Origin of the sequence: Alteribacter lacisalsi, assembly GCF_003226345.1 — a bacterium.
Lineage (GTDB): Bacteria > Bacillota > Bacilli > Bacillales > Salisediminibacteriaceae > Alteribacter > Alteribacter lacisalsi.
Genome location: NZ_PDOF01000001.1, coordinates 1,338,907 through 1,351,895 on the forward strand (window position 1 = coordinate 1,338,907; position 12,989 = coordinate 1,351,895).

At 45.2% G+C, this 12,989-nt stretch carries 14 protein-coding genes; 3 read left to right on the plus strand and 11 right to left on the minus strand.

Features of this window, described 5'->3' with window-relative positions:
• Positions 1–111 precede the first annotated feature (111 nt).
• A complete protein-coding gene (gene typA, locus CR205_RS06595; RefSeq protein WP_110518132.1) occupies positions 112–1,947 on the plus strand; it encodes a translational GTPase TypA in 1,836 nt (611 codons plus the stop codon).
• 165 nt (positions 1,948–2,112) lie between these two features.
• On the opposite strand, the gene CR205_RS06600 is transcribed toward typA, so the two are convergent.
• From CR205_RS06600 to murB, 5 genes are all read right to left on the minus strand, one after another.
• The gene (locus CR205_RS06600; RefSeq protein ID WP_142669871.1) at positions 2,113–2,421 is read right to left on the minus strand and encodes a hypothetical protein; all 309 of its coding nucleotides are present in this window, start codon (positions 2,419–2,421) and stop codon (positions 2,113–2,115) included.
• 130 nt (positions 2,422–2,551) lie between these two features.
• A complete protein-coding gene (locus CR205_RS06605; RefSeq protein WP_110518134.1) occupies positions 2,552–2,749 on the minus strand; it encodes a cold-shock protein in 198 nt (65 codons plus the stop codon).
• Between the two features lie 732 nt (positions 2,750–3,481).
• On the minus strand, positions 3,482–4,813 hold the full coding sequence (locus CR205_RS06610; protein ID WP_110518135.1) for a cobyrinate a,c-diamide synthase: 1,332 nt from the start codon (positions 4,811–4,813) through the stop codon (positions 3,482–3,484).
• Positions 4,814–4,841: 28 nt separating this feature from the next.
• Positions 4,842–5,654, minus strand: coding sequence for a cobalamin-binding protein (locus CR205_RS06615; protein ID WP_110518136.1), 813 nt, complete (start codon positions 5,652–5,654; stop codon positions 4,842–4,844).
• A gap of 293 nt (positions 5,655–5,947) precedes the next feature.
• Positions 5,948–6,871, minus strand: a complete 924-nt coding sequence (gene murB / locus CR205_RS06625) for a UDP-N-acetylmuramate dehydrogenase (RefSeq protein ID WP_110518138.1) — start codon at positions 6,869–6,871, stop codon at positions 5,948–5,950.
• 187 nt (positions 6,872–7,058) lie between these two features.
• On the opposite strand from murB, the gene yfbR reads away from it, so the two are divergent.
• Positions 7,059–7,643 carry a 5'-deoxynucleotidase gene (gene yfbR / locus CR205_RS06630; protein WP_110518139.1) on the plus strand — a complete coding sequence of 195 codons (585 nt, stop codon included), beginning with the start codon at positions 7,059–7,061 and terminating at the stop codon, positions 7,641–7,643.
• 63 nt (positions 7,644–7,706) lie between these two features.
• Entirely contained in the window at positions 7,707–7,910 is a 204-nt protein-coding gene (locus tag CR205_RS06635; RefSeq protein ID WP_110518140.1) for a hypothetical protein, read from the plus strand.
• Positions 7,911–7,934: 24 nt separating this feature from the next.
• Here the strand turns inward: CR205_RS06635 and CR205_RS06640 are convergent, their stop codons facing one another.
• The 6 genes from CR205_RS06640 to CR205_RS06665 all read right to left on the minus strand — a co-directional run bounded on the left by CR205_RS06640 (position 7,935) and on the right by CR205_RS06665 (position 12,896).
• Complete coding sequence (locus CR205_RS06640) at positions 7,935–8,324, minus strand: DUF1499 domain-containing protein (protein ID WP_110518141.1); 390 nt, start codon at positions 8,322–8,324, stop codon at positions 7,935–7,937.
• Positions 8,325–8,483: 159 nt separating this feature from the next.
• Positions 8,484–8,690, minus strand: a complete 207-nt coding sequence (locus tag CR205_RS06645) for a P-loop NTPase family protein (RefSeq protein ID WP_110518142.1) — start codon at positions 8,688–8,690, stop codon at positions 8,484–8,486.
• Between the two features lie 81 nt (positions 8,691–8,771).
• Positions 8,772–9,710 (minus strand): DUF6612 family protein, encoded by a 939-nt coding sequence (locus CR205_RS06650; RefSeq protein WP_328587723.1) that lies wholly within the window; start codon positions 9,708–9,710, stop codon positions 8,772–8,774.
• 262 nt (positions 9,711–9,972) lie between these two features.
• A complete protein-coding gene (locus CR205_RS06655; protein WP_110518144.1) occupies positions 9,973–10,512 on the minus strand; it encodes a flavodoxin domain-containing protein in 540 nt (179 codons plus the stop codon).
• Positions 10,513–10,578: 66 nt separating this feature from the next.
• A complete protein-coding gene (locus tag CR205_RS06660) occupies positions 10,579–11,967 on the minus strand; it encodes a PDR/VanB family oxidoreductase (protein WP_110518145.1) in 1,389 nt (462 codons plus the stop codon).
• The gene (locus CR205_RS06665) at positions 11,964–12,896 is read right to left on the minus strand and encodes a heme-dependent oxidative N-demethylase family protein (RefSeq protein ID WP_161524695.1); all 933 of its coding nucleotides are present in this window, start codon (positions 12,894–12,896) and stop codon (positions 11,964–11,966) included. Before CR205_RS06665 ends, CR205_RS06660 begins: the two co-directional genes overlap by 4 nt.
• Between the last annotated feature and the right edge of the window lie 93 nt (positions 12,897–12,989).

Sequence of the window (12,989 nt, forward strand, 5' to 3'; positions counted from 1 at the left end):
TTTGCCTGCTCCTTTACAAAGGCTTCATAATCCCTTTGTGTAAACTGAAGTATAAATGTGGTACAATAGGACAGTTAGTGAATTTGTACGAGAGAGCGAGTGATTAGGAAAATGAATACCAGAAACGATTTGCGTAACATTGCCATTATCGCCCACGTTGACCATGGAAAAACCACGCTTGTGGATGAACTTCTAAAACAATCCGGAACGTTCCGTGAAAACGAGAACGTTGACGAACGTGCTATGGACAATAATGATATCGAGCGGGAGCGAGGAATTACGATTCTCGCCAAAAATACAGCAGTAAAGTATAAAGATACGCGTATCAACATTATGGATACACCTGGCCACGCCGATTTCGGCGGTGAGGTAGAACGGATTCTCAAAATGGTTGACGGTGTCCTTCTTGTAGTTGACGCATATGAAGGCTGTATGCCGCAGACACGGTTTGTTTTGAAAAAAGCCCTCGAACAGAAGTTAACGCCTGTTGTGGTGCTTAATAAAATTGACCGTGATGCAGCGCGTCCTTCTGAAGTGGTCGATGAAGTGCTTGATCTATTTATCGAACTTGGTGCCGATGAAGACCAGCTTGACTTTCCAGTCGTATACGCTTCAGCCATTATGGGGACTGCAAGTGAAAATCCTGAGAAACAGGATGACGATATGACCTGTCTTTTTGAATCAATAGTGGAAAACGTACCTGCCCCACTGGATAACAGCGAAGAGCCTTTCCAGTTCCAGGTCACCATGCTTGATTACAATGACTATCTCGGACGTATTGGTGTAGGCCGGGTATTCCGCGGCACAATTCGTACAGGTGATCAGGCTTCCCTTATCGCCGCAGACGGGTCCGTAAAAAAATTCCGCATCTCAAAACTATTCGGCTTTATGGGGCTTAAGCGTCTGGAAATTGAAGAAGCTAAAGCTGGTGACCTTATTGCAATCGCAGGAATTGAAAATATTATGGTTGGCGATACCATTTGCCCGGTTGATCATCCTGAAGCCCTTGAGGCCGTCCGGATCGATGAACCAACACTTCAAATGACGTTTCTTGTGAACAACAGTCCTTTTGCCGGGCGTGAAGGCGACAAAGTTACAAGCCGTAAACTTGAAGAGCGGTTAAAAACTCAGCTCGAAACAGACGTGAGTCTACGTGTTGAAAACACCAGCTCACCTGATGTGTGGAAGGTTTCAGGACGTGGTGAACTTCACCTTTCCATCCTGATTGAAAACATGCGCCGTGAGGGTTATGAACTTCAGGTTTCAAAACCCGAAGTCATTATCAGGGAAATTGATGGTGTCCGCAGTGAACCTGTCGAACGGGCCCAGGTTGATGTTCCCGAGGATTATACCGGTGCAGTTATGGAATCCCTCGGCGAGCGAAAAGGTGAAATGATTGATATGGTCAACAAAGGTGACGGCCAGGTGCGCATGGACTTTGTTGTACCTTCCCGCGGTCTGATCGGTTATACAACCGAATTTATGGCTCAGACTAAAGGCTACGGCATCCTAAACCATACATTTGACGGCTATCGTCCTGTAGCTGACGGCCAGGTCGGCGGACGCCGCCAGGGTGTGCTTGTTTCCATGGAAACAGGTAAAGCCACTTCCTACGGCATGCTTGCCATTGAAGATCGCGGCACCTTGTTTTTAGAACCAGGAACTGAAATCTACGAAGGTATGATCGTAGGCGAGCACAGCCGTGATAACGATCTGAGCGTTAACATCACGAAAGTGAAACAGCAGAACAACATTCGTTCCGCTACAAAAGAAAGTACTGTAACGATGAAACGGCCAAAGCTTCTCACCCTTGAGGAAGCTCTTGAATTTCTTAACGACGATGAGTACTGCGAAGTGACCCCTGAATCCATCCGTCTCCGCAAAAAAGTGCTGAACAAAGCTATGCGTGAGCGTGAGGAAAAACGCAAAAAACTTGCTAAAGCATAATATAAAAAAAGAAGGCGCCCAGAGCAGGCGCCTTCTTTTTATTAAGCTTTTTCGTAAAGTTTGTTGTTTTATTGCGCTGCAGGCGGACGCTTTCCGCGGGCAACGCCTCAGCCGCCTTACGATCTTCCCCTGCCCTCCAAAGAACAGCCATTGGGTATCTTTTGTTCAATGATCCTTCACATCACGAATTTTCTCAAGATCATCAAAGCGCTGCTCGTTTCTGAACCATGAAGATCTTGCAGCACTCCAACCGTAGACCGGAGCAATCACAGCAAAAAAGATGGCATAGTTAATCACTGCACCTGAAGTAAAATACTCAGCTGTGATACTGCCGTAATCAATAAAACTGGCAAAAAGCGTCAATACGGCAAAAAAGACCGCACCGTGAAGAGTCCCTGTCTTAAGAATGTATTTTTTCTTACCTCTGTAGCGGGTAAGATACCATTTCCGGTAAAACTGATCGTCACTGTTCATTTTCACACCTGCTTTTTTTGATATCCCGGCTGCTGACAACAGCCGCTACCCTGATAAAATAACAACTACATTATAACAGATTTTTTGAGACATAAAAAAACCCCTCACTGAGGAGGGGTTTTGAGGTTCCTTATTTTTGAACGTTAGCCGCTTGCGGGCCACGTTGACCTTGTTCGATTTCAAATGTTACAGCTTGACCTTCGTCAAGAGTTTTGAAACCTTCGCCTTGAATGGCGGAGAAATGTACGAATACATCGTCCTGACCTTCAACTTCGATAAATCCGAAACCTTTTTCTGCGTTAAACCATTTTACTGTACCTTCAACCATGGTATGTTCCTCCTGCGCGGAAAATCTCTTCCGCAAATGTATTACTATTTTTGCTCTTCAAATTCATTCAAGGTGTAAACACGTAAAGATGTTTGTTCCATGAATCCTTCCGAACTAAAAATAATTAAGTTCATCATATCATGCCCTTATGTAAAATGCAAACAGGGATATCGTTTTTTTTGCTCAATAAATATCATTTGCTTTATCTTTGGCTCTGTTAAAATCTGTTGTTAATTTCCGCTCACTGCACTTCCTTTCCGGAAGCACCGCTTCAGCCTCCTAGGGAACCATGCATCTTCCTCTAATTAATCCACACAGCAATCATAAGGCCGTCACACGCTGGCGCAGGGTCATACAGTCAAACACTTCAAAACCTCTCCCCCGGCTTTGTTTATGGGCATCATTTGCAATAGAACGTTTATTCGTGTACAATTAGATTTAGCCTTCGTTAAGGAAGGCAGGTTATGAACAAATCTTCGCAACAAAAGATTAAAAAATCTGATCCAGTAAAGGATGACAGACATGGCATCTGTGAAAACATTGTATTTTCTTTTTTACACTGGCGCGGCCCAGGAGCCGCAAGGATGAAAAAGAGGCAGGGTTTTCATTACTAAAGAATTACAACTTGCATGAACGGTATCACAGAATAAACTACCGCGGCACATGCGGAAGGTTTTACTAATAACTTGAACACAGACAGGCTGACCCGGCGCTATTCCGGATCAGCCTTTTTTAATGTTTTTTTGAACAAAGGGCTGTGAACCTGCCGGCTGCTTCCGGGCAGGAACCGAAGTGCAGGTGGCTGTAAGAGGCGAACAGGTAAGGCAGCTCCTCTTTTGCAGGCATGCGGCCTGAAAAGCTTGAGTAATGAAATTCATGGGCTGCTAGGCTTTCACCATCATCCAGCAGGGGTATTGGAATGTCCTCTTTTGATAAATGACGGTAACGGATTGCCTGCAGATTGTTATGAATCTGAGTCACCCCATTAATAACCCCGGCCATAGGATAAGCTCGTCCTTTAAGATCGATAAGTTCCCTGCACAGATACATAAAGCCACCGCATTCTGCAATGACAGGCGTTCGATTCAAAATCTCTTCTCGTACTGACCTGACCATTTCTGTGTTTTCAGACAGTTGGGCTGCAAAAGCTTCGGGAAATCCTCCGCCAAAATAAAGACCTGTAATCCCCTCTGGAAGTTTCCTGTCATGAAGCGGTGAGAATGACACGCATTCAGCACCAAAGGATTTAAAAAGATCCAGGTTTTCTTCGTAGTAAAAATGAAAGGCTTCATCCCGGGCGACAGCAATGCGAGCCTCTTTGCCCGTCTTCATTCTGTCTCCTGAAGGAAAGAGAACCGGTTCAAAGGGCTCACTGTCAGCGTCAGCAAGCTCAACAAGCTGATTCAGATCAATTGTGTCACTGACTTTTCGGCTCAGACCCTTCAAGTAGGCAGGCAGATCCTTTTTCTCCTGGGATGGTACAAGGCCTAGATGCCGTTCAGGCAGGTGCAGTCTGGTGTTTGTTTTTAAATACCCAAGAACCGGTATGCCGCACTCCTTTTCAACTGCAGCTTTAACAAGTTCGTAATGCCCCCTGCTGCCGGCACGGTTGACTATGACGCCTGCAATGAGCGGTTTTTCGGAAAACTCCTGAAAGCCTTTAACAACCGCTGCTGCGCTCCTTGCCTGAGCTTCGCAGTTAACGACGAGGATGACAGGAGTTCCAGTGAGTGAGGCGATATGAGCCGTGCTGCCTTCATCAGACAAGGGATCTGCACCGTCATACATCCCCATTACCCCTTCGATTATGGAAATATCAGCTCCCTCACTGCCAAAGTGAAGGACTTCCTTCACGGCATGTTCATTAAGCATCCAGGAATCCAGGTTTCTTGATACTCGCCCGGTAACAGACGTATGAAAAGCGGGATCAATGAAATCAGGACCGCATTTAAATCCCTGTACAGAATAGCCTTTTTCTTTAAGCGCAGCCATCAGTCCCATCGTAATCGTTGTTTTACCCGCTCCGCTTTCCGTTCCTGCTATGACAATTCTTTTGTTTGACATCCGCATCCCTCCAGTGCTTTTCTCGCAGTCAGACAAAGAGAGGATCTGTTCCGTTATATTCCGGATACATCCCTGGGTGAAGAATGGCAGCCAGTTTTACGAGTCCGTGGAGAAGTCTTGGTGAAGGCCTGCAGTACAAAGGCTCTTCCAGGACATAAACACGTTCCTCCTTCATAGCGTGAAGTTCGTTCCACTGTGGCCGCCGGTTCAGGAGCTCAGGATTGATCCGTTCCTGCCGGACGCCTGTCCAGACTAGGCAGATGATGTCTGGTTCCATCTTTCGAACAGTTTCCCAGTCTGTCTGGACACTTGCTTTCTTTTCTTCTTCAAAGAGGTTTCTTCCTCCTGCAATTTGGCTCATTTCTGTCAGCCAATTGTCCCTGCCTGGTGTAAAGACAGGTTTGGGCCACCATTCCCAGTAAATTTCCGGACGCCTGTGCACATTACCGCTGATTTCTTTGTATTCAGAGACAATCCCATTAAACTTCTCTGCCAGCTTTACCCCCTTCTCCATAGTTCCAGTCTGTTCAGCGACAAAACGGATCACGTTTTCAATGCCGCCAAGTGTTGCGGGGTCTGGCACTACAACATGGGGCACCCCACGCTTTTGAAGCTCCTGCACGTTTTTTTCCATGCCTGGAACGGAAAGAGAAGCAAACACCAGGTCAGGCTTTAAAGATTCCACCTTATCCATATCGATATTAAGATCCGGTCCCAGCCTGGGAAGTCGGTTTACATCAGTGGGCCAGTCGGAAAAATCGTCAACGGCTATCAGGCATTCTGTTAATTCGAGATAGGCTAAAAATTCTGTATTGCTAGGACATAAAGATATGTATTTCATAAACGCCTCCTGAAAGTAACTGTTTGATTATTATGGGACTTCACCTGTACACTGGCATAAAAGAGCATGGAGAGGGAGACATGGATGAAAAATTTTCACTGCTGTGCAACCTGCATTCACTTTGAAGTTGTTAAACGCCTCGGCAGTACGCGCTATCGGTGCCGCCGTCTCGGTTTCGAAACCCGTCCCCACTATAGATTCGACTGCTGGGACCCGAGGCCGGATATTAAAAAACTGATAAAAAAACAGGAGGACACGTCATCCCGATGATGTGTCCTCCTGTTGTGCAGTGCCTATTTTTCAACTGGTTCTTCTCCAACAATTTTTACTTCAAGTTCAAGCTCGACGCCAAACGTATCCATCACAGTTTTCTTTACCATCTCAATTGTGGAAATATAATCGGTGGCAGTGGCATTATCTTTATTTACAATAAAGCCGGCATGTTTGGTGGATACTTCGGCACCTCCGACACCCTTGCCCTGAAGACCGCTGTCCTGAATAAGCTTACCTGCAAAGTATCCCGGCGGACGCTTAAATACACTTCCGGCTGATGGATATTCGAGAGGCTGCTTCGATTCACGCTGATAGGTGAGATCATCCATTTTTTCCTTAATTTCATTTCTGTTACCGTGCTTCAGTTTAAATACGGCCTCAAGCACCATGTATCCTTTTTTTCCGATGATACTTGAGCGGTACTGAAGTTTCATTTCATCTTTGGAAAGGGTACGCAGTTCCCCTTCAGGCGTAACAACCTTAACATGGTCAATCACATCCTTTACTTCACCGCCGTATGCACCGGCATTCATCACCATTGCGCCACCAATGGATCCTGGTATTCCGCAAGCAAACTCCAAACCGGTAAGTTCCTCTTTCAGTGCCAGACGGGAGGCGTCAATAATGTTCGCCCCTCCCTGAGCTGTAAGGAGGGTCCCTTCTGTGCTCAGACCATTCAGCTTACTGAACTGAACGACGACTCCTCTTATACCGCCATCGCGGACAACCATATTCGATCCGTTGCCAAGAAGCATAAACTGAATGCTGCTTCGGTTTACAAAACGGACAATTTCACTCATTTCCTTATAAGTCTCAGGTGTAACAAAAAAGTCTGCTTTTCCCCCGAGCCTGGTAAGCGTATGATTTTTCATCGGCTCGTCTCTTAATACGTTTTCTTCCGAACATATTTTAAGTAAAGCTTCGTAGATTTCGTTTGATGTCATTAAGATCCCTCTTACCTCATGAATTTACTATTTTAGTATTATGCATTTACGGTTAATTGGCAACCGTTTCACGCTTTTTTCGACAATTTATCTAAAATCTTTCAGAAAAACCTGTGAAGTTGCTTCAAAACGGGAACTGGTGTACGATCAACTTTGGATTCTAATGCCCTAAAAGGAAGTGAACAGTTTGGAAAGTCATCTTCTTGCCTATTTTTACCGGCTCCGTTATATAGAAAGATGGAGCCTGATGAGAAACGTCATGAAGGAAAATGTCGCAGAACATTCGTTTCACGTTTCACTGATTACCCATACCTTATGTACAATTGCCAATGACATTTACGGAAAACAGGTAAATACCGATAAAGCCGTTACCCTGTCGCTTTTCCATGATGTCACGGAGGTGATTACCGGTGACATCCCGACACCTGTTAAACATCACAACAGCGATATGCTGAAGAATTTCCGCGATATTGAAGCTTTAGCCGCAGAGAAGCTGGCGGATAAGGCTCCTGCTGAACTGAAACACGTGTATGCCGGTCTAATCGGGAAAAAGGCCGATGATAGCCTTGCTGCCTATATTAAAGCAGCTGACCTGCTGGACGCTTATTTGAAATGCACAAGCGAGCTGCTTGCCGGAAACAGGGAATTTGCCGTTGCCAAAAATCAAATCCAGGAAAATCTCACAAACCTGAACATGGTGGAAGTTGAATATTTTCTGGAACATTTTGCTCCAAGCTTTGAGAAAACCCTTGATGAAATATCCGAAGAATGAAATATACACCCTTATCTGTTATAATAACCATGATTTAGATTAATTGAAAGGCTGTGAATGACGATGGATATATTCACTTTCCCCGATGGAACCCAGGATTTTACGTATGCCTATTTTGTCATGATCGGTCTCTTTTTCTTTGCCTGGCTCACAATCTTCACCCTCAAACGATCCAGTAAAAAAGTGATAAATAAAAATGAAGAACACCCGGTTTATGAGATGGGCGAAACAGAGGAGCAGTCCGGAACAAAAAAACGTGCTGATTAACAGGCAGCACGTTTTTTCTTTGCCTTACGAACCTTTCTCTTCAAGTGAACTGCCATACTCGCGAATGGCTTCACGCAATTCCTCCACACGCTTTCTGTTTACATCAAAATCATAATGCCCCAGTCTGGAAGCAGACCTCACATCTACAACGTCCTTTTCCCTGTTGTAAAGAAACTCTACATCATCTTTGAATTTCAGCCACTTCGTCTGAAAGACAGCGTGAATATATCCTCCGTCCTCCTGTTTAACTTTACAGTCCTCACGGCTCCTGAGAACCTGCAGGATTGAGTTGCAGAATTCTTCTTCAGAACCCTTTACTGGTATTGCTTCTACAAAATGCTTTTCTGATTCCCCTTCCAGGGAAGAAACACAATTCCTTTTGTTAGAAGGACACAAATCAAGTTCCTTTGTCATAAACGCGGATCACCTCATTCGTCTTTTTCCCTTACAGTGTCACGCGGAAACACATTTTAAAGGCTTTCAATAAACGCTTGGATCTGGTTCTTTCCTTTAAGGACGAGATGAGGGGAACCTGTACGAAAATGATCGTATCTGATTTCTTTACACGAAGATTCATGCTTGGAGAAAGATCCAGCTTTCTTTTTTTATAATTTCACGCTGACGCTTCGAAAATTCTCCATCGTCAGATTCAACCCAGCCCGGTTTCCGGTAAATGCGGTTAAGATGATAAATCGGTATGGATGTTCGTTCACTGAGCTGTTTGGCAAAAGTAGATTTGCCTGCCCCTGCTGACACTCCTGTAACCATAATCCTGTTCATAGAGCCTCCCCCTTTGCCAAAATCATTATTTTACCATGGGGAAAAAAAGAGAACCCGGAGACCCGGGTTCTGGAAAAATTCTTATACCTTACTAAAGCGGCGGCGGGTTGCCAATACTGCAGCAGCTCCAGCAGCAGTGAGGAGGCCGGCAAGGGCCATGAGCGGTGTACTTGTTGCTGTAGCCGCCATTTCGTCCCCTTCTTCAGCTTCCTCGATTAATTCTTCAGCCAGTTCGTCAATATGCTGGGCTTGTTCTTTTACTTCGGCCGGCACATCAAAGTCTTCTACGGAGTTGAAGTTGTGGTAGCTGATGTCAATCCACTGCTCGATTGTCTGGGTTTCCCCTTCAAAATGGAATTCCATATCCATTTCCATTTCAATCCCTGTCACATAATGAGTCTCGGCATCAACGTGGAGCTCGTACCAGAAATGGCTGATTTCCACATCTTCCATGAAATCTCCCATCATATCGTCCAGCATCTCATCTTCACCATTGTAACCGTTCCCATTGCCTCCCATTTCAAAAAGGTGCATCAATTCTTCGCCGTCGCCATCATATGTAAGCACATAATAGCCGTCTTCTTCAGTAAGAGACAGTTCCTCATGATGTCCATACAGGTCACCAAGCTGCGATTCCGGATCGAACATGATCTCATGAAGACCTTCATCCTCCATTTTGATCCAGCCCTCTTCATCACCAATATAAATCCCTTCTTCAGTCCAGTAAGTTGTGATAGTAAATTCTTCACCATCTACAGAAATATTCATCACTTCCCGGAGTTTAAACGGATTCATAATGATATCCTGTTCCGCTGTTGTATGAGATTCAAAGTCACCCATCATCTCATCTGAGATCACCTGGTGTGCTTCCATTAAGGATGAATAACTGTCCAAACCGGCCATCGCTTCGTTGGCATGATTCAGAACGTCTTCTGCACTTATTTCATCAGCGCTGGCAGTCATGGCGGATCCGGCAAACAATACGGTACAGGACAGGGCGGCAACAGCAGTTTTTTTCATCGTTTTCAAATCGTTCTCTCCCTTTTGGATGGCAGCATTTTTTGTGCCTCTGAATTTTGGAAATATGCGAGCAGTTCCAGCCCGCTTCCTCTGTTCCCAGAATTTTATTTCCACTTTACAAATACCATTAACGGGAGTATTTCAAACCACTAAATTTGAAAATTTTGTGAATTAAACATAAAAATCACAGTAAACCATGAAAAAGGAATCATTAAAAAGACTGTAAAGCCTGCATCAGCAGTTTTACAGTCTCCAAGCTCATTTATCCGAGTTTTTTTGCGGCTTCAGCTACGCTTTTTCCATAACTTCGTGCCAGTTTCATTTCGGCTTCGCCCGGTTTGTTCATTGGTGCATCTTTGGATTCTTCCACTGGAATAACCGCTGTTGCTCCATATGGATTGCCGTATTTGGCACGATCCTCATCCAGCGGACCTGTGTGAGAAACGATAATCATGCCATGGTGCTGCATGGGCGTCTGAAGTGCCCTGCACACGTTTTCCACCCCGCCGTGCTGTGTTGAAGTGGTCGCAAACACGCCGCCTGCCTTCCCTTGAAGCGCCCCTGTGAACCAGAGTCCGCCGAGTTTGCCGAAGAATTCACTCATTTTCGGATTTGGTTCGCCGAAATAACCGGATGAACCCCAGATGATCCCTGCCATCTCCTTAAGTGAGTCAGGTTCGGTATCCTCAACTGCATTCAGAACAGCCTCAACTCCTTCGACCTGCCCTGCGCCTTCAGCTACTGCTTCAGCGAGAACTTTTGTGTGACCATTCATACTTGCGTACAGCACAGCTACTTTCATAAAATCACTCCATTCTTTTCGAATGAGTTTATTTTTTTCCAAAAGAAGAGAGCTTATGAATGTTTTTTACAGCTTAAGCAGCAATGGCCCTCCCTCCCCCCTGGATACACAAGGGATGAAGCTGCCTTGCTTTCTTTCCTCAACAGTCAAAAACCGGTCTCGATGTACCGGGTCACCCTTGATAATTTTGATCTCACATGTACCGCAATGGCCGGCACGGCAGGAGGAGACGACCGGGTACCCTTTTTTTTCAAGCTGGTCGAGAAGGTTTTCATCTTTTGAAACAGTAAAAACTTCCCTTTTTGTTTGTATCGTAAATGCTTCATTTTTCTGTTTAACTGGAACTGCAAACGGTTCGGTGTAAATGGAATGATCAGGATAGCCATACTTTTTTGCACTCTCTTCAAACTGATGATTGAATGCCGGCGGGCCGCAAATATAAACCGCGGTGCCGATGGGATGGGTTTTCAGACTGCAGGGTAAGAGCCGTTCCGGTGACTTTTCTTTTGTAAAATAAAACCGGTTCTTCGATCCAAAACGGCGTTTCAGGAAGGAATAAAAGGCGCATTCCTCTCTGGTTCTGGCCGTGTAATGAATAGTAAAAGGTTTTCCCTTCCTGCAGCACCACTCAGCCATACTGATCATTGGCGTTATCCCTATTCCTGCAGCATAAAAAACGTGATATCTCGCTGAAACAGACGGCATGATCCCATTCTTCGGAAGACTGATCAAAACCTTGTGCCCAGGTTTTACTTTCTCGTGCCAGTATGCCGAGCCGCCGCGTGAGCTTTTTGTATGTAAAATTGCAATCTCATACCATCCTTCTGCTGAATATCTGACAATAGAGTAGGGACGCACCCACTTTCCATTATGGCCGATTGCTGTGAGCAAGTGAGCACCGGCTAAGGGAGTCGGCAAAAATTCTTCATGGGAAGCGATCCGGAACCGTTTAACAGATGCCGTCTCCGGAATGACTTCATTAATATAGGCCTTTATCATCTCCCGATCCTCCTTCAAAAAACCCAAGATATGCCTGCCAGTGATCAGAGCGCTGCTTTGTGACTGTGAGGTTGAGACCGCATGAAGGACACGGGCATAAAGGACGTCCGGCCTCTGTTTTAAAAACAGTATGGCAGTGAGCGCAGAAAACGTTTGCGAGTGAATCGGCAGCCATAAACTGCCTCTCTTTACTTGAAAACCGGCTTTTACAGCTGCTTTCTCCACCTGTTCGAGGAGCCCCGATTCACATGAACAGTATAAATACGTTCCCATCGTCTGGCTGTGAAGGATGTCAATTACACGGTTCCAATCTTGAGCACTGGTTATGAAAACCGATTTAACCCGTTCGTTCCTATCGTTAAACTCTCTGAGTAGAGGAGCAGCCACCTTCTTCCCTGTACTGTCCACGATCAGAAGATAGCAGCGCTTGTTATTCACATAATAAAAGCTGTTCATGTCTTCGCGCTCCCCGTCCTTCGGATTTCTTCCTGCAGGTATTGAAAAAGAGGTGTTTCATATTCGGTAATGCCTTTATAGGCTTTTATATCTCCGGGGAGTTCGCGAACGATCGTGTACAATTGCTCCATTTCCCCGGCGGTCAAATTCTCAATTTTCTTTAGATATGTACGAATTGTAAAAAGAATAGCCTGTGTGGAAGGAAGGCGGAACAAACGCTGGACTTCCACCCTGAGATGGACAAGATGACCTGCGTTTTTTGCTGTCACCTTTTTTCTGTCCTTTTTCCAATACGGCGAAGTTTCAAGAGAATGGTCAAGACGGTTTCCTGCAGCAAGTGACCAGTTTATTCTTTCAAATGGCAAATCAGCATCAAGTCCCTTCAAAAACCGAATAATCCTTGAATCCAGCCCGCTGCTGTTTAACCCTGGCACAGGACTGTGAATGTCGATAAACGGCATTCCCAGGTTAAATGTTAACGACCAGCCGGCTGGAAAACAGAGCAGACCGGCATCCAGGTGAATGTTCTGATCACGCTCGTACATCAAAATCAAATCTTCCTGTACATGTTCTCCAACGGATTTCAGGGGGCTTTCACATTCCTTTGTCACACAAATGGTTTCATGGAGCAGATGGTTCGTCAACGTAAAGGCTTCAGCAGACTTTCGGGTAGTGAATTTTTTATTAAAGCTGGAGGAAAGATGGTCTGCAACAAGCATTGCAGCTTCATACTGAGCCTCTTTCATATGTGGAAGTGCTTTAAAGCAGCGTTCCTCAGATGATTGGAGAAGATCTCTTTTTACTTTCATCTCTTCAATGTACAAATAATCCACAGTGACGCATGGGGCTTGGGGGATCGGAAAGGTATTATTTGAATATGCGTAACTGTTCTGTCCGTCGCTGAATGGCCATGGAAAGGTCTTCCTCATCACAATCATTCCTTTATTCACTCAGTATTAATATCCGTTGCTTACTTCCTTCGATAAACGATCGCCGATTCCTTTTAACTGTTTAATAAACAA

Coding starts and splice junctions, on each gene's coding strand:
- typA (WP_110518132.1), top strand. CDS start 112: ATGAATACCAGAAACGATTTGCGTAACATTGCCATTATCGCCCACGTT.
- CR205_RS06600 (WP_142669871.1), bottom strand. CDS start 2,421: ATGAACAGTGACGATCAGTTTTACCGGAAATGGTATCTTACCCGCTAC.
- CR205_RS06605 (WP_110518134.1), bottom strand. CDS start 2,749: ATGGTTGAAGGTACAGTAAAATGGTTTAACGCAGAAAAAGGTTTCGGA.
- CR205_RS06610 (WP_110518135.1), bottom strand. CDS start 4,813: ATGTCAAACAAAAGAATTGTCATAGCAGGAACGGAAAGCGGAGCGGGT.
- CR205_RS06615 (WP_110518136.1), bottom strand. CDS start 5,654: ATGAAATACATATCTTTATGTCCTAGCAATACAGAATTTTTAGCCTAT.
- murB (WP_110518138.1), bottom strand. CDS start 6,871: ATGACATCAAACGAAATCTACGAAGCTTTACTTAAAATATGTTCGGAA.
- CR205_RS06635 (WP_110518140.1), top strand. CDS start 7,707: ATGGATATATTCACTTTCCCCGATGGAACCCAGGATTTTACGTATGCC.
- CR205_RS06640 (WP_110518141.1), bottom strand. CDS start 8,324: ATGACAAAGGAACTTGATTTGTGTCCTTCTAACAAAAGGAATTGTGTT.
- CR205_RS06645 (WP_110518142.1), bottom strand. CDS start 8,690: ATGAACAGGATTATGGTTACAGGAGTGTCAGCAGGGGCAGGCAAATCT.
- CR205_RS06650 (WP_328587723.1), bottom strand. CDS start 9,710: ATGAAAAAAACTGCTGTTGCCGCCCTGTCCTGTACCGTATTGTTTGCC.
- CR205_RS06655 (WP_110518144.1), bottom strand. CDS start 10,512: ATGAAAGTAGCTGTGCTGTACGCAAGTATGAATGGTCACACAAAAGTT.
- CR205_RS06660 (WP_110518145.1), bottom strand. CDS start 11,967: ATGAACAGCTTTTATTATGTGAATAACAAGCGCTGCTATCTTCTGATC.
- CR205_RS06665 (WP_161524695.1), bottom strand. CDS start 12,896: ATGAGGAAGACCTTTCCATGGCCATTCAGCGACGGACAGAACAGTTAC.